A 22,420-nucleotide genomic window follows, 5' to 3' on the forward strand; every position below is an offset into this window, starting at 1 on the left:
TGAGCGCGCGTCAGTGACGTGACGCGGCTCAGCCGGCGAGCAGAAGATGAGGGAAGGCGTCTGGCGCGCGGTCGAGGGCACGCCGCATCGAGGCCGTAACCATGCTGGGCACCTCACTCTCATCGTCGGCCGGAGGCCACCATCGTGGCCCGGCTCACTCCTGCAAGATCTCCGCCATGCTATCCGCTGACCCGATGGGCGCAACCGATTTAATCGAGAGCGGCTCGAGCCCCGGTGGATCGGGTGGGCCGCGGTGCGACACGCCTGTCAGCTTTCGGCGGACACGCGTGCCATCGCCGCCCGGACGTGGGCCAATGGACGGGTCAGCACGTCGCCGAACCGAGGAGCAACGGGTCATGCCTGTCCCCCTGCCGGGAGCCGACCGAGTCGACCTGCGTCCGCCGGACCGGGCCGAGACCGTCGCCATCGTGCGCGGGCTGCGCGGCATGATCGCGCCGAGCGGTGAGCCGACGGAGCTTCAGCGCCTGCTGATCCGTGCCATCTCGCACTCCATGACCGGCTTCGACGTGGATCCCGACGCCGTCACGCCGCTCCCGCCCGAGGAGCTCGCCAGGAAGCTGGAGCGGCGCGACGCCGTCTTCCGCACGCGCATCCTGCAACTCGCGCTCATCGGCGAGCTCGTGGAACCCCAGCCGCCCGCGGAGGTGTGCTCCGCGATCGAGACCTTCGCGCTCGCCGCCGGCGTGGACGACGGCATGCGCCAGGTCGCCCGTGACCTGGCCGACGGCGCGCTCGGGCTGGCCCTGCACGACTTCGAACGCAACGGCTACACGGCCGACTGGAGTCCGGACAGCTGCCGCCAGCTCCACGCGACGGCGGCGCTCGCCGAGCCGTGGGACCAGGCCACCCACGATCCGGAGCTCGCCGCCCGCTGGGCCGAGCTCGCGCACTGCCCGCCGGGCTCCCTGGGCCGCGGCGTGCACCAGTTCTACGAGGCCCGCGGCTTCGTCACGCCGGGCCTGCCCGACAGTGCGCCGCCCTACCTCGCGCAGCACGACTGGGTGCACGTGGTGGCGGACTACGGGACGACGCTGGAGGCCGAGCTGGAGGTCTTCGGCCTGATCGCGCGGGGCATCCCCGACCCCCGCGGCTTCTCGATGCTGGCCATGGTCCTGGGCCTCTTCGAGACCGGCAGGATCGAACGCGCGGCCGGCCTGTTCGAGGCGGACGCGGGCCATCTCTCCCGGGACCGGGACGGCATGGCCGTCCGGCTCGGCGACGCGATGCGCCGCGGCGCGGTCGCGGGCGTGGACCTGCTCGGTGTCGACTGGTTCGGCCTGTCCGCGCTCCCCGTCGACGACGCCCGCCGGGAGCTCGGCCTGCCGCCGAAGGACGGGGCGGCGACGGCGGCGGGCTCGGTCGGGCCCTGGGACAAGGGCGGCATCTCCCCGTTCCAGCAGAGGTCGGGCCGGGCGAAGGCCGAGGCCGAAGGCCGCCCGTACCTCTCCTACGGCGCCGAGCTCGGCTGACGGGCGGGCCGGGACGGACCGGGCCCGTGCCGTGTCGGGACGTGCCGTGCCGTGCCGTGACGGGGGGCGCCGGGCCATGTCGTGCCGTGCCGTGCCGGGGCATGCCGAGCCGTGTGGGGGCATGCCGCCTCGGGCCATGGCGTGGCGAGCCGGACCGCGCCGCGCCTCCGCGGACTGCGTCTCGGCCTAGCGGTGGAAACGCTCGACGTAGCGGCGCTGCCAGGGCGTCTCCACCGCGTGGGGCGAGTAGTGCGCGCGCACGTAGGCGACGGCCTCCGCCGCCGGGACGCCGTCCAGGACCGCGAGGCAGGCCAGGGTCGTCCCGGTGCGGCCCCGGCCGCCCGTGCAGGCGACCTCGACCCGCTCGTCGGCGGCGCGCCGCCAGGCGTCCAGGAACGCCGACCGGGCCTCGGCGCGGTCGGCGGGCAGCCGGAAGTCGGGCCAGCGCACCCAGCGCGACTCCCACGCGACGCAGGGCGCGTGACGACCCTGCAGATAGAGCGCGAAGGTCGGCAGCCGGCCGGGCGGCAACGGGTCCCGCAGTCCCCTCCCCCGGATCAGCCGTCCTGAGGGCAGGGCGAACAGCCCGGGCGTCGACGGTTCCCAGCGGTCGATCATCCGGCCAGCCTAGTGCCGGGCCCGCCGCGGCCGCGGACCGCTCACAGGTGGTCCAGCACCTGCTTCAGCTCGCCGATCAGCGCGGTGGCCCCCGCGGCGACGAGCCGGTCCGCGGGCATCAACGCGGTGTAGCCCAGCACGTCCATCCCGGCGGCGCGCGCGGCGAGGACGCCGTTGCGGCTGTCCTCCACGACGAGGCAGTCGGCCGGAGCAACGCCCATGGCCCGGGCGGCGTGCAGGAAGAGGTCCGGGGCCGGCTTGCCGACGCCCGCTACGTCCTCGGCGCTGAACACCAGGGAGGCGGGCAGGTGCCGGCGCAGCCCGGAGCGGTCCAGGGTGAGGTCGATCCAGGCGTGGTCGGACGAGGAGGCCACACAGTAGGGAAGCCGCCGCCGACCGAGCTCCGCCAGCAGGTCGCCGGCGCCGGGAGCGGCGTCGACTCCCTGCTGGAAGGCGGCGAAGACCCGGTCGTGGCAGCGGGCGGTGAAGTCCTCGGGCAGGGTGCCGCCGAAACGCTCGGCCACCACCGTGTGGACGTTGCGGCCCGCGTTGCCGAGGAAGTGCTGGAAGGACTCCTCGACCGTCGTCGGGTAGCCGAGCTCGGTGAGGTACCCGGAGAGCACGGTGTGGGCCTTGGTCTCGCTGTCGACCAGCGTCCCGTCGTTGTCGAAGATCACCATCTGGTACGTCATCCCGGCAGCGTACAAGCGGCCTCGACGTCCGAATCCGGGAGCCGAGGCCCGCCGGATATTCCAAGGCGCATGTCGTCGCTCATCTGCGATGATGCGCGCGGAGGAAACCCATGCACCGTCTGTTCGCCCCTTACCGCTCCGTCTTCGCCATCCCCGGCAGCCGCGCGCTCTTCGTCGTCGCCTTCGTCGCCAGGATCCCGGCGACCGCCAAGGGCATGCTGCTGACCCTGCACATCGTCCTGGACCAGCACCGCGGCTACGGCGCGGCCGGTCTGGCCGCGATGGCGCTGACGCTCGGCTTCGCCCTCGGTTCGCCCGTCGCCGGGAAAATGGTCGACCGGCACGGGCTGCGGCCCGTGCTGCTGGTGACGGGCGCGGCCGAGGCGGTCTACTGGGTGGGCGCGCCCTTCCTCCCGTATGCCGCGCTGGTCGTCGCCACGTTCCTCGGCGGGATGCTGGCGGTGCCGGTCTTCCCGGTCATCCGGCAGGCCGTGGCCGCGCACGTGCCGGCACAGCAGCGGCGTCAGGCGTTCGCCCTGGACTCGATGCTCGTCGAGATGGCGTACATGATCGGCCCGGCCGTGGCGGTGCTCGCGGTGACGGGCATTCACACCGCGACGCCCTCGATGCTCGGTCTGAGCGGCCTCACCCTGGCCGCCGTCGCCGGGCTCTGGCCGCTCGGGCGTCTGCTCGGTCCCGGCAGCGCGGCCGCCGGCCGCACCGGCCGCGCGGGTGACGCGCGCCCGGAGAAGCTGCCGCGCGGGACCTGGCTCAACCCGGGGCTGGTCCTGATCCTCGCCGTCTGCATGTCGGCGAACCTGGTCCTGTCGGGCACCGAGGTCTCCGTGGTGGCCTCGCTCCGCTCGCACGGGGAGACCCAGTGGGCGGGCGTGACCATCATCGCCTGGTGCACCGCCTCCCTGATCGGCGGCTTCTGGCACGGCTCGACCGCCAGGCCGCGTCCGCTGCCGGTCCTGATGCTGCTGCTCGGTCTGCTGACCGTCCCGGTCGGCGTGCTCGGTGACCTGGGCTGGCAGTGGACATGTCTGGCGCTGATCCCGGCCGGCTTCGTCTGCGCCCCGACGGTCGCCTCGACCGCCGAGGCGATCAGCAGGGCCGTGCCCGAGTCGGCGCGCGGCCAGGCCATGGGGCTGCAGGCGGCGGCGCTGACGCTCGGCGGTTCGCTGGGCGCGCCGCTCGCGGGGTCCGTGATCGACAACGCCTCCCCGGTCTGGGGCTTCGTGGTGGCCGGCGCGATCGGCTCGGTCCTGGCCGGTCTCGCACTGGCCTACCGCCCGGCGCGAACGGTCCCCACCGCGACGGCGGAGGAGCCCGCCGTGCTCGCCGACGTGGCGTAGCCGCGTCGGCCGGTTGTGCCGGATGTCCGCCGGCGGGCCGTTGTCGGTGGGCCGGACTAGGGTCGGTGCCAGGACTCGGGTAGCGGCATCCGGCAGGGGGAACTGCGATGGGCACCACCAGGAGCGGGGCGTACGAGGGTTTCTCGGCCGAGGAACGCGCCGCGATGAAGGGCCACGCCAAGGAGATGAAGGCCGCCGCGCGGCGCGCCTCGGCCGCCGAGAAGGCGGCGGAGGCGGAGCGGGACGTGCTGGAGAAGATCGCCGAGATGGAGGACGCGGACCGGGCGATCGCGGAGCGCGTGCACGCGGTCGTCACGGCGAACGCGCCCACGCTCGCTCCGAAGCTCTGGTACGGGATGCCCGCCTACGCCCTGGACGGCAAGGTGGTCTGCTTCTTCCAGAGCGCGGAGAAGTTCAAGACGCGCTACTCGACTCTCGGCTTCAGCGATCTGGCGCGGCTGGACGACGGCTCCATGTGGGCGAACGCCTTCGCCCTGACCGAGGTCGACGCCGAGGTGGAGGCGCGTATCGCGGCGCTGGTGAAACAGGCGGTCAGCTGAGCCGCGCGGTCCGGCGGTCAGCCCGCAGGGCGCAGGATGTCGGCGAGGTCGTAGCGCACCGGCTCGTCCAACTGGGCGTACGTGCAGCTGTCCGGCGTGCGGTCGGGCCGCCAGCGGCGGAACTGCGTGGTGTGCCGGAAGCGGTCCCCCTGCATGTGGTCGTAGGCCACCTCGCAGACGCGTTCGGGCCGGAGCGGCACCCAGGAGAGATCCTTCGTACCGGTCCATCGGCTCGTCGCGCCAGGCATGCGGGAGCTCGCCTGCGCGGCCTCGTCCGCCCAGTCGGCCCAGGGGTGGCCCTCCCCCGTCTCCATCCGCAGCGGCGCGAGCTCCTCGACGAGCTCCTCACGCCGCCGCATCGGGAACGAGGCGCAGACTCCGACGTGCTGCAGCCGGCCCTCGGCGTCGTGCAGGCCGAGCAGCAGCGAGCCCACCACGGGCCCGCTCTTGTGTTCGCGGTACCCGGCCAGCACGCAGTCGGCGGTGCGCTCGTGCTTGATCTTGAACATGCTGCGCTGGTCCGCCCCGTAGGGGGCGTCCAGCGGCTTGGCGACGACCCCGTCCAGTCCCGCCCCCTCGTACTGACTGAACCACTGCTGGGCCAGCTCCTGGTCGAGTGTCGCGGGCGCGAGGTGGACCGGCGGCGAGATGCCGGCAAGCGCCTGCTCCAGCGCGGCGCGGCGCTCGCGCTGGGGCACGTCCAGCAGGCTGCGGTCGCCCAGCGCCAGCAGGTCGAAGGCGACGAAGGAGGCGGGGGTCCGCTCGGACAGCAGCTTGACCCGGGAGGCCGCCGGGTGGATCCGCTCGGTGAGCGCGTCGAAGTCCAGACGGTCGTCGGCCACCAGGATGATCTCCCCGTCCACGACGCAGCGGGTGGGCAGCTGGTCCTCCAGCTCGCGCACCACCTCGGGGAAGTAGCGGGTCAGCGGCTTGCCGCTGCGGCTGCCGATCACCGTCTCCGGGCCGTCGCGGTGGACGATCGCACGGAAGCCGTCCCATTTGGCCTCGTAGAGCATGCCGGGCGGGATCTTGGCGACCGCCTTGGCCAGCATCGGCTTGACGGGCGGCATCACGGGCAGGTCCATGTGCCGATTCTGCGGCGTCCGAGCGGCGTCCGCTCGACGGGCGCGGCGGTCCTGCTCGGGCCGTCGCCAGGGCCTACTGCATGTCCCAGGTGTTCGCGGGGGTGACGCGCGCGTCGGCGGGAGAGCGCTGCAGGCCACCGGTCGAGCTCGGGCCGGGCCGGTCGAGATGGTCGAACGCGAAGCCGAAACCGTAACCGGCGGCCACGGCGATCGCGGCCAGCACCGTGCCGACGACCACACGCGTGGTCCTGGTCGACCGCTTGAAAGTCCCCATGGGCCTCAGTCTCCCCCGCCCGCCGTCGCGGACGACAGCCCTCCGCGGAACGCAACCGCCCTCACGACCCGCCACCGGGGGGACACCCAGGAACGCGCACCCTGTCCGTTACGGATCATGTGAACTGACAGGTCGACAGCCGACCGGGGTGTCGGCCGTGAGACGGCCGGTCGCGCGCCGGCGACGTCGACGGTCAGCGGTGGCTCGAGCGGCTGGAGGCGCGGACGACGAGTTCGGGCTGGTAGACGATCTGCTGGTGGGTGTGCTGGTCCGGGTCGGTGAGGGATTCGGCGATGAGGAGTTGCGCCGACTTGTAGCCGATCTGGAAGGACGGCTGGCGGACGGACGTTATCGGGACCGCGGCCGCTCCCGCGAACTCGATGTCGTCGTAGCCGACCAGGGCCATGTCGTCGGGGACGCGGACGCCCATGGCGAAGAGCGCCTGGAGGACGCCGAGGGCGAGCAGGTCGTTGGCGCAGAAGACGGCGGTGGGGCGGCTCGGGAGTCCGAGGAGGCGTTGGCCGGCGTCCTTGCCGGCGGCGATGTCCAGACGTGGGGTCTCGACCATGGTGATCGCGTCCGGCGGCAGGCCCGCCTCGGTGGCGGCCTGGCGCGCGCCGTCCAGGCGGTTGGCGACCTGGTGGAGCGTGGTCGGGCCGCCGACGAAGGCGATCCTGGTGTGGCCCTGGTCGATGAGGTGCCGGGTGGCCATGGTCCCGCCGAGGACGTCGTCCACGGCGACGGAGCAGCCGTCGGCGATCGCGGCCCCGCGGTCGACCCAGACGACGGGGACCCCGCCTCGGCGGAGCTTGGTCATGTCGGCGTTCACGCCGTCGATCGGGGAGAAGAGGACGCCGAGGACCTGCTGCTCCGCGAAGTGCGCCAGGTAGAGGTTCTCCTGGTTCTGGTCCTGACCGCTGTTGGAGAGCATGACGATCAGGTTGTGCTCGCGCGCGGCCTTCTCCGCTCCCCGGGCGACGTCGACGAAGAAGGGGTTGCCCATGTCGAGGACGAGCAGCGCGAGGACGCGGCTGCGGCCGGCCCGCAGTTGCCGTGCGGACTCGCTCCGGACGTAGCCGAGGTGCGTGATCGCGGCCTCGACCCGGAAGCGGGTGTCCGCGGAGACGAGATCAGGTCGGTTGATCACGTTGGAGACCGTGCCGACGGACACTCCTGCATGTCGGGCGACGTCCTTGATGCCCACCGTGCGTGCCACGTCAGCGGGTTTCCTTCCGGGTGTGCGTCGGGTCGGGCGTCGGGTCAGGCAAGGTGGAAGACCTCGACGAGAGGACGCATCGCAGCGTCGGGGGGAGTTCCTTCCAGATCCTCGAAGAAGTCTGCCATGTCTGCCTGCCAGCGGTGATTGATCTCGGTGGCTTCCATGCCGGCACGGGCGGCTTCGAAGTCCTCGGTCTCCAGATAGCCGACGAGCAGGCCGTCCTCGCGCAGGAAGAGCGAGTAGTTGCCCCAGCCGGTGCGGCGCAGCGCCTCCTGCATCTCGGGCCAGACCTCGCGGTGACGCGCGCGGTACTCCCCTGTTCGGTCCTGGCGGACTTTCAGCAGAAAGCAGATGCGTTGCACGGGTGCTCCTCCGTCGATCCGACGTCGTCCGACGCTCCCGGCGGCCGGGGGGCGGCCGCCGGGAACCGTCTCTCCGGGTGTCAGAAGTTGAACTGGTCGATGTTGTTCTTGTCGAAGACGGTGGGGTTGCCGAGCAGCACGACCCCGTCCGCGCCGATGGTGAAGCTGCCGAGGTCCCCCGCCTTGAAGGTCTGACCCTCGGCCCCGGTGATCTGGCCGGAGGCGAGCGCGGTGGCGGTGTAGCCGGCGAGTTCGCCGAGCTTCGCCGGGTCCCACAGCTCGAACGCGGCGACCGTGCCGTCCTTGACGTAGGAGCGCATGTCGTTGGGGGTGCCCAGGCCGGTGAGCTGGACCTTGCCCTTGTACTGCGAGCCGGACAGGTACTGCGCGGCGGCCTTGATGCCGACGGTGGTCGGGGAGATGATCCCCTTCAGGTTCGGGTACTGCTGCAGCAGACCCTGGGTCTGCTGGAACGAGGTCTGCGCGTCGTCGTTGCCGTAGGCGACGGTGACCAGCTTCATGTTCTTGTAGGCGGGCTTCTTCAGCTCGTCCTTCATGTAGCCGATCCAGGTGTTCTGGTTGGTGGCCGTCTGGGCGGCCGAGAGGATCGCGATGTCACCGGTGTAGCCGAGTTGCTTGGCGATCAGCTGGACCTCGCTGCGGCCCAGCGCCTCGGCGCTGGCCTGGGAGACGAAGACCTGGCGGCAGTCGGCGTTGGTGTCGGAGTCGTAGCTGACGACCTTGATGCCGTTGCTCATGGCCTGCTTGAGCGCGGTGCACAGGGCGCCGGGGTCCTGGGCGGACACCGCGATGGCCTTGACCTGCTGCTGGGTGAGGGTGTTGACGTAGGAGACCTGGCCGGCGGTGTCGGTGCCGCTGCTGGTGCCGACCTCCTTGTAGGTCTCGCCGAGCGCGTCCAGCGCCTTCTTGCCGCCGTTGTCGGCGATGGTGAAGTAGGGGTTGTTGACCTGCTTGGGCAGGAACGCGACGGTGAGGCCGGTCTTGGTCGCCGCGTTGGGGTTGGCGGTGCCGGCCGCGGCGGCGTGTCCGCCCGACGAGGCGTCCGTGGAGTTCTTGGTCGTGCCGCCGCAGGCCGCGACGGTGAGCGCGAGGGCGGCAGTCAGCGCGAGGGCGGCGGAGGCGCGGACGGAGCTTCTGGCGGTGACGGACATCTGACTTCCTTGTCTCAGGAGAGAGGCGCAGGGATGGACAGGCGGGAGGGTGGGGCGGTGCGGCAGGATCGGGGGCGGTTCAGGCGGAGGCGACCGGGGCTGCCACCGTGGCGGCGGGTGCGGCTGTCGCACGCTGCCGGGCCCGGGCCCGGGCGATCTGGCGGCCGACTCGGGGGCCGAGGACCGAGACGACCAGCAGCACGCCGGTGACCACGATCTGGGACTGGGCGGAGACGTTGACCAGGCTCATCGTGTTCTGCAGGGTGCCCAGCAGGAACACGCCGGCGATGGCGCCGCCGAGTGTGCCCTTGCCGCCGTCGAAGTCGATGCCGCCGAGCAGGACTGCGGCGATGACGGAGAGTTCGAGGCCGGTGGCGTTGTCGTACCGGGCGCTGGCGTAGTGCAGCGCCCAGAGGACGCCGGTAAGGGCGGAGATCAGGCCGGTGGCGGCGAACATGGCCAGCCGGAGCCGCTTCACCCTGATGCCCACGAACCAGGCGGCCTCCTCCGAGGCGCCGATCGCGAAGAGAGAACGTCCGATGCCGGTGGCGTGCAGCACCACGATCGCGACGGCCGCGAGCACGGCCCACGGGACGGCGGCGAAGGGGATGAAGGTGCCGGGGATCCGCCCGGAGCCGAAGTCGAGGTACTGCTGGGGGAAGTCGGTGACCGAGTTCGAGCCGAGGACGATCTGGGCGATGCCCCGGTAGGCGGCCATGGTGCCGATGGTGACGGCGAGGGAGGGGAGCCCGAGGCGGGTCACCAGCAGCCCGTTGACCAGGCCGCAGACGAGGCCGAGGAGCAGGCAGAGCGGAATGATCGTCTCGATGGCCATGCCGTGGTTCCACAGCGCGCCCATCACCGCGCCGGACAGACCCGCGACCGAGCCGACCGACAGGTCGATCTCGCCGGCCACGACCAGCATGGTCATCGGCAGCGCGATCAGCGCGATGGGCAGGGTGTTGCCGATCAGGAACGACAGGTTGAGCGCGTTGCCGAAGTTGTCGACGAAGCCGAACGAGCACAGCAGCAGGACGATGAGCAGCGCTCCGACGACGGTGTCCCACCGGATCAGACCGGTCGTCCCGCCGGAACGGGCAGCAACGGGAACGGATGACACCTGGTCAGGCGCCCTTGTCCCGGGCGTGGGGTGGTCGGCCGGGGCGTGGCCGGGCGAGTCGGGGTCGGGCGTGGGGTGGTCGGAGGTGCTGGGGTCAGGCATGGTGGGCGCTCCTTGTCTGTGCGGCGCGCTTGCGGAGCACCCGGGCCACGCGCAGGGCGACGAGCCGGTCCACGGTGATGGCGAGGAGCAGCAGGACGCCGTCGATGGCCAGGACCCAGACGGAGCTGACGCCGATGGCCGGCAGCACGCTGTTGATGGAGGTGAGCAGAAGCGCGCCGAGGGCCGCGCCGTAGACGCCGCCGGAGCCGCCGGTGAAGGCGACGCCGCCGACCACGACCGCGCTGACCACGGTGAGCTCGTAGCCGCTGCCGGTGCCGGAGTCGACGTTCCCGAAACGGGCCAGGTAGAGGGCTCCGGCCAGACCGGCGAGTGCGCCGCACAGGACGTAGGCGGCGAGCAGTCGCCTGCGCACAGGGACGCCCGCCAGCCGGGCGGCCTCCGGGCTGGAGCCGAGGGCGTAGAGCTCGCGACCGCTGCGGTAGCTGCGCAGGTAGTAGGCCACGACGGCGAGGACGAGGGCGGCGAGGACCCCGAGGTAGGGGACCGCCCAGATGCCGGAGTGACCGAAACGGGCGAAGGACGCGGGGAGTTCACTGGCCGTGATCTCGCGGGACCCGACCCAGATGGCGTCGACTCCCCGGATGATGTAGAGCGTTCCGAGCGTGACGACCAGCGCGGGGACCTGTCCGATGCTGACCAGCAGTCCGTTGAGCAGTCCGAAGGCGATGCCGAGGGTGACGGCCACCAGCACGGCCAGGACCGGGTTGCCGCCGCCCTGGAGGAAGTCACCCGCCGCGAAAGCGGTGATGCCGAGGACGGATCCGACCGACAGGTCGACGTTGCGAGTGATCACGACGACGGCCTGGCCGGTGGCGACCAGCACCAGGATGGCGGCGTTGAGCAGCAGGTCCTTGATGCCCTGGACGGACAGGAAGCTGCCGTTGTAGAGCTGGGTGGCGAGCAGCATCAGCACCAGGACGGCGCCGATGGCCAGTTCCCTCACCTTCAGGACGAGGTCGAGCAGCCCGGCGCGGGCGGGCGGCGGCACGGCGACGGCCCGGTCCCGGGCCCCGATGGTCTCGGTCATCATGCCGCGTTCCTCTCGCGTCCGGTGGCGGCGGTCATCACCGACTCCTCGGTGGCCTCGGCGCGCGGGATCTCGGCGGTGATCCGGCCCTCGTGCATCACCAGGACGCGGTCGGCCATGCCGAGGATCTCGGGCAGGTCGGAGGAGATCATCAGGACGGCGACGCCTTGGGCGGCGAGGCCGGACAGCAGGCGGTGCACCTCGGCCTTGGTGCCGACGTCGATGCCGCGGGTGGGCTCGTCCACGATGAGCACCCGGGGGCCTGTGGCGAGCCACTTGGCCAGCACGACCTTCTGCTGGTTGCCGCCGGAGAGGGTGCCGACGGCGTCGGCGAGGCGGGCGTACTTCACCTGGAGTCTGACCGCCCAGTCGGTGGCGCGGTCGCGTTCGGCGCCGCGGTTCATCAGGCCCGCGGTCGAGGTGGCCTCGAGTCCGGTGAGTCCGATGTTGCGCTCGATCGACATCTCCATGACCAGGCCCTGGGCGCGCCGGTCCTCGGGGACGAGGGCGACGCCTGCGGCCATCGCGACGCTGGGGGCACCCCTGGTGAGCGGCCGTCCGTGGACGTGGACCTCTCCGGCGTCCCAGCGGTCGACGCCGAAGACGGCACGCGCGACCTCGCTGCGTCCGGCGCCGACCAGTCCGGCCAGGCCGACGATCTCCCCGGCGCGGACCTCGAAGGAGACGTCGGTGAAGACGCCCTCGCGGGTCAGCCGGCTCACCTTGAGGGCGACGTCGCCGACCTCGGTGTCCTGCTTGGGGTACAGCTCGTCGAGGTCCCTGCCGACCATGCGGCGCACCAGGTCGTCCTCGGTGAGCCCGTGGACCGGTTCACCGGCGACGTAGCGCCCGTCCCGCAGGGTGGTGACCCGCTGGCACAGGGCGAAGACCTCCTCCAGGCGGTGGGAGATGAACAGCACGGCGGCGTCGCGTCGCAGCAGGGTCCGCACGACCCGGAAGAGGCGGTCGACCTCGCTGCCGGTCAGGGCCGCGGTCGGCTCGTCCATGATCAGTACACGGGCGTCGAAGGACAGGGCCTTGGCGATCTCGACCAGCTGCTGGTCGGCGATGGACAGGCCACGGGCCGGCTGGTCGGGCGCGAGGTCGACGCCGAGCTCCGCGAAGAGCCTGGCGGTGGCCCGGTGCACCGCGGCGTGGTCGACCCGGCCGAAGGAGCGGCGGGGCTGACGGCCCATGAAGATGTTCTCGGCGACGGAGAGGTCGGGGAAGAGCGTCGGCTCCTGATAGATCACGGCGACCCCGGCGTCGCGGGCGTCCGCCGGGCCGTGCAGGACGATCTCCTCACCGTCCAGGAGCACCCGGCCGGTGTCCGGCCGGTGCACCCCGGCGAGGGTCTTGATCAGCGTGGACTTGCCCGCGCCGTTCTCCCCGGCGAGGGCGTGCGCCTCGCCCGCGAACAGTCGCAGGGACACGTCCTGCAGGGCACGGACCGCGCCGAAGGACTTGCTCACCCCCTCCAGGGCGAGCACCGGCACGGCGTCCGGTTCTGAGTGGGACATCGAGGTCGCTCCTAGGCTCGCCGGGCGGTTCCACCGACGGGATGAATTGTTTCAACTCGATTGCCGGGACGTTAGAACGCACCGAGCGGCGGAGTCAAGGGATCGGGGCGCCCCGAATCGGCACGTCCACAGCGGGCCGGCTCGCCCCTTCGGTTCTGACCTGGGCAGACATCATCCTCCCTTCGTTTTCGACGCCCGAGCACGATTCCGTTCCGGTGACGCCTCGCCGGGTCGTTGACGTGCCCGGTCGACTCCGTGGCCCTTGACCCCCGGGAGAACCGAGGGTTAACGTCGCGGCAGTCGATTGAAACGTTTCGCTGGAGTCTGGTCCGAGGCGGCAGGGCCCCTGTCGGACGCCGCCCCCAGGCTCGGCACCGCGCCCACTTCATAAGGATCACCATGACCGACCTGTCTGCGGTGAAGGCCGCGCTGAAGGCCCAGGAGATCGAGACCCCGTCCTGGGGCTACGGGAACTCGGGGACCCGCTTCAAGGTCTTCGCCCAGCAGGGCGTGCCGCGCGACCCCTTCGAGAAGCTGGACGACGCGGCGCAGGTCCACGCCGCGACCGGCGTGGCGCCGCTCGTCTCGCTGCACATCCCGTGGGACAAGGTCGACGACTACGCGGGGCTGGCCGTCCACGCCAAGGAGCGGGGCCTGCGCCTGGGCGCGGTCAACTCCAACACCTTCCAGGACGACGCCTTCAAGCTGGGATCGGTCACCCATCCCGACGCCAGGGTCCGCCGAATGGCGGTCGACCACCTGCTGGAGTGCGTCGACATCATGGACGCCACCGGCTCCCGGGACCTGAAGCTCTGGTTCGCGGACGGCACCAACTACCCCGGACAGGACGACGTCACCGCCCGCCAGGACCGCCTGGCCGAGGCGCTGGCGGAGGTCTACGCGAGGCTGGGCGACGAGCAGCGGATGGTGCTGGAGTACAAGCTCTTCGAGCCGGCGTTCTACACCACCGACGTGCCGGACTGGGGCACCAGCTACGCCCACTGCCTCAGGCTCGGCCCCAAGGCGAAGGTCGTCGTCGACACCGGCCACCACGCCCCGGGCACCAACATCGAGTTCATCGTCGCCTTCCTGCTGCGCGAGCAGAAGCTCGGCGCCTTCGACTTCAACTCGCGGTTCTACGCCGACGACGACCTGATGGTGGGCTCCGCCGACCCCTTCCAGCTCTTCCGCATCCTGCACGAGGTCGCCAAGAACGGCGGCTTCGACAAGGAGAAGCAGGTCGCGTTCATGCTCGACCAGTGCCACAACATCGAGGCGAAGATCCCGGCCGTCATCCGCTCGGTGATGAACGTTCAGGAGGCCACCGCCAAGGCGCTGCTGGTCGACCTCGACGCGCTGCGCGCCGCGCAGCGCAGCGGCGACGTGCTCGGCGCCAACGCCGTGCTGATGGACGCGTACAACACCGACGTCCGCCCGCTGCTGCGCGAGGTCCGCGAGGAGCAGGGCCTGCACCCCGACCCGCTGGCGTCCTACGCCGCCACGGGCTGGCAGGACCACATCGTCGCCACCCGCGTCGGCGGCACCCAGGCCGGCTGGGGCGCCTGACCGGCGCGGCGCCGGTCCGCCCCGCAGCCCGCCGCTGCCCCGCCCCGTCCCTGCCCCCCGCGCTACGCCCGACCCTTCCGGCCCGCTCTCCCCCGAGGACTCCCACCATGACGCTCCACCCCGCCGTCGAGGCGCTGCTGGCCCGGTCCAACCGCCTGGGCTCCGATCCGCGCAACACCAACTACGCGGGCGGCAACACCAGTGCGAAGGGCACCGTCACCGACCCCGTCACCGGCCAGGACGTCGAGCTCGTCTGGGTGAAGGGCTCCGGCGGCGACCTGGGCACACTCACCGAAGCGGGTCTGGCGGTGCTGCGCCTGGACCGGCTCCGTTCCCTGGCGGACCGCTATCCCGGGGTCGAGCGCGAGGACGAGATGGTCGCCGCGTTCGACCACTGCCTGCACGGCCGCGGCGGCGCGGCGCCGTCGATCGACACCGCGATGCACGGCCTGGTCGACGCCCCGCACGTGGACCATCTGCACCCCGACTCCGGGATCGCCCTGGCCACCGCCGCCGACGGGGAGGAGCTGACGGCCGCCTGCTTCGGCGACAGCGTGGCGTGGTTGCCGTGGCGGCGGCCCGGCTTCCAACTGGGCCTGGAGATCGCGGCGATCAGGCGGGAGCACCCGCAGGCCGTCGGGTGCGTCCTCGGCGGCCACGGCATCACCGCCTGGGGCGACACCAGCGACGAGGCCGAGGAGCGTTCGCTGCACATCATCCACACGGCCGAGCGGTTCCTGAAGGAGAACGGCAGGCCGGAGCCCTTCGGCCCGGTGCTCGACGGCTACCGGCCGCTGCCCGACGCCGAGCGCCGCGCGCGTGCCGCCGCCCTCGCTCCGCTGATCCGCAGGCTCGCGTCCACGGACGCCCCGCAGGTGGGCCACTTCAGTGACGGCGCGGCGGTGCTGGACTTCCTGGCCCGTGCCGAGCACCCGCGGCTGGCCGCGCTCGGCACGTCGTGCCCCGACCACTTCCTGCGCACCAAGGTCCGCCCCCTGGTCCTGGACCTGCCCGCGACCGCCTCCCTGGAGGAGGCGAAGTCCCGTCTGGCGGAGCTGCACACGCGATACCGCGAGGAGTACCGGGCCTACTACGACCGCCACGCCACCGCGGACTCCCCCGCAATCCGCGGCGCCGACCCGGCGATCGTGCTGGTCCCCGGGGTGGGCATGTTCTCCTTCGGCAGGGACAAGCAGACCGCGCGGGTGGCCGGCGAGTTCTACCTGAACGCGATCAACGTGATGCGCGGGGCCGAGTCGGTGTCGACCTACGCGCCCATCGAGGAGTCGGAGAAGTTCCGCATCGAGTACTGGGCCCTGGAGGAGGCCAAGCTCCGGCGGATGCCCCGGCCGAAGCCGCTCGCCACCCGTGTCGCGCTGGTCACCGGGGCGGGCTCGGGCATCGGCAGGGCCATCGCCGGCCGCCTGGTCGCCGAGGGCGCCTGCGTCGTCGTGGCCGACCTCGACGCGGAGAACGCCGCCACCGTCGCCAAGGAGCTGGGCGGCCCCGACCGCGCCGTCGCCGTCACGGTGGACGTCACCTCCGAGGAGCAGATCGTCGCCGCGTTCCGCGAGGCGGTCCTCGCGTTCGGCGGGGTGGACCTCGTGGTGAACAACGCGGGCATCTCCATCTCCAAGCCGCTGTTGGAGACCACCGTCCGTGACTGGGACCTGCAGCACGACATCATGGCCCGCGGCTCGTTCCTGGTCTCCCGCGAGGCCGCGCGGATCCTGGTCGAGCAGGGCCTGGGCGGCGACATCGTCTACATCGCCTCGAAGAACGCGGTGTTCGCCGGCCCGAACAACGTCGCCTACTCGGCGACCAAGGCCGACCAGGCGCACCAGGTCCGGCTGCTCGCGGCCGAGCTGGGTGAGCACGGGATCCGCGTCAACGGCGTCAACCCCGACGGCGTGGTCCGCGGCTCGGGCATCTTCGCCGGCGGCTGGGGAGCGCAGCGCGCCGCCACCTACGGCATCGAGGAGAGCAAGCTCGGCGAGTTCTACGCCCAGCGGACCCTGCTCAAGCGGGAGGTGCTGCCCGAGCACGTGGCGAACGCCGTCTTCGCCCTGACCGGCGGGGACCTGACGCACACCACCGGTCTGCACATCCCGGTGGACGCGGGCGTGGCCGCGGCGTTCCTGCGCTGACGTCCGCGTCGCACCGGCTGCTCCGGGGCGCGGCCGGCGTCTGGCCGCCCCGGAGCGCCCTGGTCACCCCTCCGTCCGACCCCGACAGGCAGGTCCGCCGCCGTGAACACCCCCAGCCCCACTGCCTTCGCCGCCGTCGACCTCGGAGCCACCAGCGGCCGGGTCATCGTCGGCCACGTCGGCAGGGACCGGCTCGATCTCGACGAGGTCCACCGCTTCGACAACACGCCGGTGCGCCTGCCGACCGGGCTGCACTGGGACATCCGCGGCCTGTACCGGGCCGCCCTCGACGGGCTTCGCCGGGCGGCCGGCGGTGGAACGGAGATCGCCTCGATCGGCATCGACAGCTGGGCCGTCGACTACGGCCTCCTCGACGACGCCGGCGAGCTGCTCGGCAGCCCCTTCCACTATCGGGACCCACGTACCGAACCCTTCGTCGAACAGGTACGGGCGCGGATCGGCCCGGAGGAGCTGTACCGCATCACCGGGCTGCAGCACCTTCCCTTCAACACCGTGTTCCAGCTGGCCGCTGACGCCGGGTCGGCTCGGATGGCCGCCGCCAGGACCCTGCTGATGATCCCTGACCTGCTCTCCTTCTGGCTCACCGGCGCCGTCGGCGCGGAAGCCACCAACGCCTCCACCACGGGGCTGTTCGACGCCCGCACCCGGACCTGGTCCAAGGAGCTGATCGGCGCCATCGGGCTCGACCCTCACCTGCTTCCCGCCCTCCGACGGCCCGGCGATCCGGCCGGCACCCTGCTGCCCGCCGCCCGGGCCGCCACCGGGCTGCCCGCCGCCACGCCGGTCACCGCGGTGGCCTCCCACGACACCGCCTCGGCCGTGGCCGCCGTCCCGGCGACGGGCGAGGACTTCGCGTACATCTCCTGCGGCACCTGGTCGCTGGTCGGCCTGGAGCTCACCGCACCTGTGCTGACCGACGCCTCGCGCGCGGCGAACTTCACCAACGAGCTCGGAATCGACGACACCGTCCGTTACCTGCGCAATGTCATGGGCCTGTGGCTGCTGAGCGAGACCCAGCGCGGCTGGCAGACCCGCGGCGTCGACACCCCGCTGCCGACGCTGCTGGCTCAGGCCGCCCGGGCCGAGCCCTTCGCCGCGCTGGTCGACCCCGACGACCCCTCGTTCCTGGCCCCCGGCGACATGCCCACGCGCCTGGCCTCCGCCTGCGCGCGGACCGGCCAGACCCTTCCCGACAGCCCGGCAGGCGTCGTGCGCTGCATCCTGGAGAGCCTCGCACTGGCCCACCGTCAGGCCGTCCGCCAGGCCTGCGAACTGTCCGGCCGGGACGTGAAGGCGATCCACCTCGTGGGCGGCGGCAGCCGCAACACCCTGCTGTGCCAACTCACCGCGGACGCGACCGGCCTCCCCGTCCTCGCCGGCCCCACCGAGGCCACCGCCCTCGGCAACATCCTCGTCCAGGCCCGCGCCCGCGGCCTGGTCGCCGACCGTGCCCACCTGCGCCGCCTGGTCGCCGCCACCCAGACGGTCCGCCGCCACCTCCCCCGGGGCAACGACCCCGCCTGGGCGGCCGCCGCCGCCCGCGTCGGCCTGGACTGAGCGCCCGGCGTCCGCCTGCACGGACGCCGGCCCATGACGGTCGCCCAGGCGGCGATGAGTCGCGGGGTGTCGCCCGGTACGAAGTGGTGAGCAAAGGAGCAGACATGGCAACGGCAGCGCGATTCCTCGTTCTGTGGGACACCCCGCAGGACCCCGTCGAGTTCGAGCGTCACTACCGGGAGGTCCACGTCCCGCTGTCCAGGAAGCTGCCGGGGCTCCGGCGCTACGTCCTGGGCCGGAACGTCGCACCGATCCGGGGCGACGAGTCGTACTACCTTGTCGCCGAACTGGACTTCGACGACATGGCCTCCCTTCAAGCGGCATTCCGGTCACCCGAGGGTCGGCGGGTGGCGGCCAACGCAGGCGTGCTGGCGGCGGGGACGGGCGTGCGCAGCATGGTCTTCGAGGTCGAGGACGTCGGCTGAGCCCGGCGGCCCGCGGGGATCGATTCTTCCGGGATCGCCCCGGTGAGGACGGTCTGCTGTCACCATGAGGATCCGGCGGTCGCCGGCCGCCGCCAGTGCCGACCGAACCGCAACTCCCCTGCCCTGTCCGCCCGGAGAGGGGCACGCTGGTATCGGCTTCGGCGCGGTGATCGCGGCCCGTGCTGGGCCTGGCGGAGCGGGCCGGGCGACGACGGCGCGGGTCGGGCGCCTGCGGGAGTCGCCACTCTCCCATCGCCTGCACCGGTGTCTCGCCACACCATCGGAGTCAGCTTGAGTCGGCGACCAGCAGCACCGTCAGGCGGCGCGGACCGTGGACGCCGGGGACGCGGATCATCTCGATGTCCGCGGTCGCCGAGGGGCCGCTGATCCAGGTGAGCGGGCGGCGCGGGTCCAGACGGGCCATCACCTCGGGGATCGACGAGACCACCTGGGTCGCCCGGACCACGCAGACGTGGAGATCCGGCAGGAGGGTCGCGGCGCGGCGGCCCTGGCCGGGGCCGGCGTCGAGGACGAGGGTGCCGGAGTCGGCGACGCCGGCCGCACAGGTGGTCAGGACCGCGTCCAGGGAGTCGAGTTCGGCGTGCGGGAGCGGGGGGTGGTCCGGCACGGCCTCGCCGGTCCACTCGCGCAGCCACGCGGCGGGGAAACCCTCGGGGACCACGACCCGCCCCGCGGGCAGCGCGGCGGCGAGGGCCGAGGCCAGGTCTGCGGTGCCGGCCCGGTGGACGGTCGCGCCGTACTCCTCCAGCCGTTCGGCGAAGAGCGCGAGGACCGCTTCCCGGTCATGCAGCTCGATCCCCGGCGCGTGGGGCAGGTAGGAGCGGGGGATCTCGACCGGATCCGCGGGCAGGTCCGCGGTGGCCGCCCGGATGCGGGCAAGGATCTCGTCACGGGCGCTGGTCACCTGCTGCCTCCTTCCGTGCGCTTCCACCAGGCGCGGAAGGACTCCTTGGGGATGTCGGGGGTCCGGCGGCTGTCGGTCCAGCCGCCGAGCGGGCCGGGCAGCCTGTTCTTCGGGACCAGCGGCCCAGCCTTTCCTGCCGCGCGGACGGCGGCGTTCCAGGCGGCGGGGTGGTCCATCACCGCGCCGACGGCGCGCAGCGCCGCCTTCTCGGCGGGGTGCTTGACCTTGGCGTCGCCCTCGGCGACCTGGTGCCGCAGCTCCAGCAGCACGTCGGTGAAGCGGATCCGGACCGGGCAGACGTCGTTGCAGGCCCCGCAGAGGGAGGACGCGTAGGGCAGCGAGGCGGTCTGCGGGTCGTCGGGCCCCTTGAGCAGCGGGTTGAGGATCGCGCCGATCGGGCCGGGGTAGACGGAGCCGTAGGCCTGCCCGCCGGTGCGCTCGTAGACCGGGCAGATGTTCATGCAGGCGCCGCAGCGGATGCAGCGCAGCGCCTGGCGGCCGACCTCGTCGGCCAGCGCGCGGGTGCGGCCGTTGTCGACCAGGACGAGGTGGAAGGTCTGCGGTCCGTCGCCGGGGATGACTCCCGTCCAGGTGGTCGTGTAGGGCGCCATCCGTTCACCCGTCGCGTTGCGGGCCAGCAGCTGCAGGAAGACCTCGAGGTCCTGCCAGCGGGGCACGATCTTCTCGATGCCCACCAGCGAGATCAGGGTGTCGGCCAGGGTCAGGCACATCCGCCCGTTGCCCTCGGACTCCACGACCACGGCGGTGCCGGTCTCGGCGACGAGGAAGTTGGCGCCGCTGACGGCGACCTTGGCCTTGAGGAACTTCTCCCGCATGTGCAGGCGTGCGGCCTCCGCGAGCTGCGGGGGGTCGTCGGTGAGTCCCTCAGGGGCGGGGCGGCCGTGGCGGCCCATCTCGCGGACGAAGATGTCGCGGATCTCCGCGCGGTTGCGGTGCAGCGCGGGGACGACGACGTGCGAGGGCAGGTCGTCGCCCAGTTGGACGATGGCGGCGGCGAGGTCGGTCTCGCGGGCGCTGATCCCGACCTCCTCCAGGGCGTTGTCGAGTCCGATCTCCTCGGTGAGCATCGACTTGACCTTGACGATCTCGCGTTCGCCGGTGGCCCGCACCAGGTCCGTGACGATGCGGTTCGCCTCAGCGGCGTCCCTGGCCCAGTGGACGGCGCCGCCGGCCGCGGTGACCTTCTGCTCGACCTGGAGCAGGTAGCTGTCCAGGTGTGCCAGCACGTCGTTCTTCAGTGCGGCGGCGCTGTCGCGCAGGTCCTCCCAGTCGGGGCGTTCGGCGACGAGCCTGGCTCGCTTGGCGCGGATGGTCCCGGTGGCGCGGGTGACGTTGGCGCGCAGTTGCTCGTCGCTCGTCGCGGCGACGGCGGCCTCGGGGAAGGCGGGCCAGCCGACGAAGGTGCGGCTCATCGGTTCGCCTCCGTGGCTGCGACGGGAAGCCCGGGCAAGGGCCCGTCCTCGGGGGTGCGGGCCAGGATCTCCACCAGGTGCATCGGCCGTACGCCGTGGCCGTCCCTGGCGAGGCGGCCGCCGATGTTCATCAGGCAGGAGTTGTCCACGGCGGCCAGCACCGCGGCGCCGGTCTCCAGGACGTGGCGGGCCTTGTCGCCGTTCATGGCCCCGGAGACGGCCGGGTTCTTGACCGAGAAGGTGCCGCCGAAGCCGCAGCACTCCTCCTGCGCGGGGAGCTCCACGAAGTCGATCCCCCGCACGGCGCGCAGCAGCCGGTAGGGGCGGTCCCCCACCGGCGCGGCGCGCAGGCTGTGGCAGGTGGGGTGGTAGGTGACCCGGTGCGGGAAGTACGCGCCCACGTCCTCCACCCGCAGCACGTCGGTGAGGTAGGTCGTCAGCTCGTGCACCCGGGGCGCGAGCGCGCGCACGTCGCGCACCAGTCCGGCGTCGCCGACGCTCTCCGCGGCGAGCGCGTACGCCTCGGCGGGCATGCCGCCGCAGGAGGCGGAGGGGACCACGACGGCGTCGTATCCCTCGAAGACGTCGACGAAGTGCCTGGCCAGCCGTGCGGTCTCGGCCCGGTAGCCCGTGTTCCAGTGCATCTGGCCGCAGCAACTCTGGCCGCTCGGGAAGTCCACCTCGACCCCGAGCCGCCGCAGCAGGCTGACGGCGGCCTGCCCGGAGCGCGGGAAGAGCGCGTCGTTCAGGCAGGTCACGAAGAGCGCGGTGCGCACAGAACGGCCTTTCGGAAGGTGGTCGCGAGGGTCCGTAGTCCTCCGGCGTTCCCATGCAAACATGGACGCAAGCTTAGATGCAAGCTTAGATGCAGAACGTGGCTCCGCAGGTCACAATGGGTCCATGCCGAAGCCGCCGCCCGCCGCCGACCTCGCCTACGCCCATCTGCGCGACCTCCTGCTGGACGGCGCGTACCCCGGTGGCGAACTGCTGTCCGAGGGCTCCGTCGCGGCCGAACTGGGCCTCTCCCGAACGCCCGTACGCGAGGCCTTCCTGCGACTGGAGGCCCAGGGCTTCCTGCGGCTCTATCCCAAGCGCGGCGCGATGGTCGTCCCGGTCACCCCCGGCGAGGCGACGGCCGTGCTCCAGGCCCGGCTGCTGATGGAGCTGTTCGCCCTGGACTCGCTGGCCCAGCAGCCGGACCCGGTCGTCCGGGCGACCGGCCGAGAGCTGCTCGCGCTCGCGACCCGCGAGGCGGACGCGGAGACCGGGCCCTCGTCGCGCCGGACGCTGGAGACCGCACGCGAATTCCACGCCCGGCTGATGCGGGCGGGCGGCAACGGCGTGCTCGCCGGCGCGCACGCGGCGCTGTGGGACCAGCAGATCCGGGTCAGCGCCGCCTCCACCTCCCGCCCCGCCCATGTCGTGGCGGACATCGAGGAGCACACCGCTCTCGCTGAGGCCCTGGCGGCGGGCGACGCGACGGGCGCCCGGCAACTCCTGATCGCCCACATCGCCGCCGTGGGCCGCCGCATCGGGCTGCCCACGGAACCCCGGCTTCCCACGGAACCGCACCCGGCCGTGTCCGCCGACGCGGACCGGATCGCACGGTAGTCGTCCGAGCCGTCGCACTCCGTCCCGACATCCCTCCACGGGACCTCACGGGAGCACACGCATTTTCACCTCACCGGTCAGAGCGATCCGACCGGACAGACACAAACGGACGAGG

21 protein-coding genes are annotated in these 22,420 nt (G+C 72.3%); 8 read left to right on the plus strand and 13 right to left on the minus strand.

What is annotated here, in order from left to right:
* Nucleotides 1-356: 356 nt before the first annotated feature.
* Nucleotides 357-1,490 carry a hypothetical protein gene (locus BS83_RS09905; RefSeq protein WP_037603456.1) on the plus strand — a complete coding sequence of 378 codons (1,134 nt, stop codon included), beginning with the start codon at nucleotides 357-359 and terminating at the stop codon, nucleotides 1,488-1,490.
* 186 nt (nucleotides 1,491-1,676) lie between these two features.
* On the opposite strand, the gene BS83_RS09910 is transcribed toward BS83_RS09905, so the two are convergent.
* Both BS83_RS09910 and BS83_RS09915 read right to left on the minus strand, forming a co-directional pair.
* Entirely contained in the window at nucleotides 1,677-2,108 is a 432-nt protein-coding gene (locus BS83_RS09910) for a protein-tyrosine phosphatase family protein (protein ID WP_037603457.1), read from the minus strand.
* A 41-nt stretch (nucleotides 2,109-2,149) separates the two neighbouring features.
* Nucleotides 2,150-2,800: an HAD family hydrolase gene (locus tag BS83_RS09915; RefSeq protein WP_037603458.1), complete on the minus strand. Its 651-nt coding sequence runs from the start codon at nucleotides 2,798-2,800 to the stop codon at nucleotides 2,150-2,152.
* Nucleotides 2,801-2,910: 110 nt separating this feature from the next.
* Here BS83_RS09915 and BS83_RS09920 point away from each other — a divergent pair, with 110 nt between their 5' ends.
* On the plus strand, nucleotides 2,911-4,158 hold the full coding sequence (locus BS83_RS09920) for an MFS transporter (protein ID WP_037603459.1): 1,248 nt from the start codon (nucleotides 2,911-2,913) through the stop codon (nucleotides 4,156-4,158).
* A gap of 107 nt (nucleotides 4,159-4,265) precedes the next feature.
* Entirely contained in the window at nucleotides 4,266-4,718 is a 453-nt protein-coding gene (locus tag BS83_RS09925) for an iron chaperone (RefSeq protein ID WP_037603460.1), read from the plus strand.
* 17 nt (nucleotides 4,719-4,735) lie between these two features.
* Here BS83_RS09925 and BS83_RS09930 read toward each other — a convergent pair whose 3' ends face one another.
* The 8 genes from BS83_RS09930 to BS83_RS09960 form a co-directional block, all read right to left on the minus strand.
* The gene (locus BS83_RS09930; protein WP_037603461.1) at nucleotides 4,736-5,803 is read right to left on the minus strand and encodes an ATP-dependent DNA ligase; all 1,068 of its coding nucleotides are present in this window, start codon (nucleotides 5,801-5,803) and stop codon (nucleotides 4,736-4,738) included.
* A gap of 73 nt (nucleotides 5,804-5,876) precedes the next feature.
* Complete coding sequence (locus BS83_RS45295; protein WP_157597104.1) at nucleotides 5,877-6,077, minus strand: hypothetical protein; 201 nt, start codon at nucleotides 6,075-6,077, stop codon at nucleotides 5,877-5,879.
* A 193-nt stretch (nucleotides 6,078-6,270) separates the two neighbouring features.
* Nucleotides 6,271-7,293, minus strand: a complete 1,023-nt coding sequence (locus BS83_RS09935; protein WP_037603462.1) for a LacI family DNA-binding transcriptional regulator — start codon at nucleotides 7,291-7,293, stop codon at nucleotides 6,271-6,273.
* Between the two features lie 44 nt (nucleotides 7,294-7,337).
* Entirely contained in the window at nucleotides 7,338-7,658 is a 321-nt protein-coding gene (locus BS83_RS09940) for an L-rhamnose mutarotase (protein ID WP_037603463.1), read from the minus strand.
* An 80-nt stretch (nucleotides 7,659-7,738) separates the two neighbouring features.
* Nucleotides 7,739-8,830, minus strand: a complete 1,092-nt coding sequence (gene rhaS / locus BS83_RS09945) for a rhamnose ABC transporter substrate-binding protein (RefSeq protein WP_037603464.1) — start codon at nucleotides 8,828-8,830, stop codon at nucleotides 7,739-7,741.
* A gap of 79 nt (nucleotides 8,831-8,909) precedes the next feature.
* The gene (locus BS83_RS09950) at nucleotides 8,910-9,902 is read right to left on the minus strand and encodes an ABC transporter permease (RefSeq protein ID WP_232248680.1); all 993 of its coding nucleotides are present in this window, start codon (nucleotides 9,900-9,902) and stop codon (nucleotides 8,910-8,912) included.
* 142 nt (nucleotides 9,903-10,044) lie between these two features.
* The gene (locus tag BS83_RS09955) at nucleotides 10,045-11,100 is read right to left on the minus strand and encodes an ABC transporter permease (RefSeq protein ID WP_037608584.1); all 1,056 of its coding nucleotides are present in this window, start codon (nucleotides 11,098-11,100) and stop codon (nucleotides 10,045-10,047) included.
* A complete protein-coding gene (locus BS83_RS09960; RefSeq protein ID WP_037603465.1) occupies nucleotides 11,100-12,620 on the minus strand; it encodes a sugar ABC transporter ATP-binding protein in 1,521 nt (506 codons plus the stop codon). The genes BS83_RS09955 and BS83_RS09960 overlap by 1 nt, the downstream gene beginning before the upstream one ends.
* Before the next feature lie 399 nt (nucleotides 12,621-13,019).
* On the opposite strand from BS83_RS09960, the gene rhaI reads away from it, so the two are divergent.
* The 4 genes from rhaI to BS83_RS09980 all read left to right on the plus strand — a co-directional run bounded on the left by rhaI (nucleotide 13,020) and on the right by BS83_RS09980 (nucleotide 18,336).
* Nucleotides 13,020-14,186 carry an L-rhamnose isomerase gene (gene rhaI / locus BS83_RS09965; protein WP_037603466.1) on the plus strand — a complete coding sequence of 389 codons (1,167 nt, stop codon included), beginning with the start codon at nucleotides 13,020-13,022 and terminating at the stop codon, nucleotides 14,184-14,186.
* A gap of 107 nt (nucleotides 14,187-14,293) precedes the next feature.
* Nucleotides 14,294-16,333, plus strand: a complete 2,040-nt coding sequence (locus BS83_RS09970; protein ID WP_037603467.1) for a bifunctional rhamnulose-1-phosphate aldolase/short-chain dehydrogenase — start codon at nucleotides 14,294-14,296, stop codon at nucleotides 16,331-16,333.
* Between the two features lie 102 nt (nucleotides 16,334-16,435).
* Complete coding sequence (locus tag BS83_RS09975; RefSeq protein ID WP_037603468.1) at nucleotides 16,436-17,911, plus strand: rhamnulokinase; 1,476 nt, start codon at nucleotides 16,436-16,438, stop codon at nucleotides 17,909-17,911.
* Between the two features lie 104 nt (nucleotides 17,912-18,015).
* Entirely contained in the window at nucleotides 18,016-18,336 is a 321-nt protein-coding gene (locus BS83_RS09980) for an EthD family reductase (protein ID WP_037603469.1), read from the plus strand.
* A gap of 286 nt (nucleotides 18,337-18,622) precedes the next feature.
* On the opposite strand, the gene BS83_RS09985 is transcribed toward BS83_RS09980, so the two are convergent.
* The 3 genes from BS83_RS09985 to BS83_RS09995 are packed head-to-tail and all read right to left on the minus strand — an operon-like array spanning nucleotide 18,623 to nucleotide 21,470.
* The gene (locus BS83_RS09985; protein WP_037603470.1) at nucleotides 18,623-19,261 is read right to left on the minus strand and encodes a LutC/YkgG family protein; all 639 of its coding nucleotides are present in this window, start codon (nucleotides 19,259-19,261) and stop codon (nucleotides 18,623-18,625) included.
* Nucleotides 19,258-20,694, minus strand: a complete 1,437-nt coding sequence (locus BS83_RS09990; RefSeq protein ID WP_037603471.1) for a LutB/LldF family L-lactate oxidation iron-sulfur protein — start codon at nucleotides 20,692-20,694, stop codon at nucleotides 19,258-19,260. Before BS83_RS09990 ends, BS83_RS09985 begins: the two co-directional genes overlap by 4 nt.
* Entirely contained in the window at nucleotides 20,691-21,470 is a 780-nt protein-coding gene (locus tag BS83_RS09995; protein ID WP_037603472.1) for a (Fe-S)-binding protein, read from the minus strand. Before BS83_RS09995 ends, BS83_RS09990 begins: the two co-directional genes overlap by 4 nt.
* A 124-nt stretch (nucleotides 21,471-21,594) precedes the next feature.
* On the opposite strand from BS83_RS09995, the gene BS83_RS10000 reads away from it, so the two are divergent.
* The gene (locus tag BS83_RS10000; protein ID WP_063774141.1) at nucleotides 21,595-22,305 is read left to right on the plus strand and encodes a GntR family transcriptional regulator; all 711 of its coding nucleotides are present in this window, start codon (nucleotides 21,595-21,597) and stop codon (nucleotides 22,303-22,305) included.
* Nucleotides 22,306-22,420: the final 115 nt, after the last annotated feature.

It is taken from the genome of Streptacidiphilus rugosus AM-16 (genome assembly GCF_000744655.1).
Classification (GTDB): Bacteria; Actinomycetota; Actinomycetes; order Streptomycetales; family Streptomycetaceae; genus Streptacidiphilus; species Streptacidiphilus rugosus.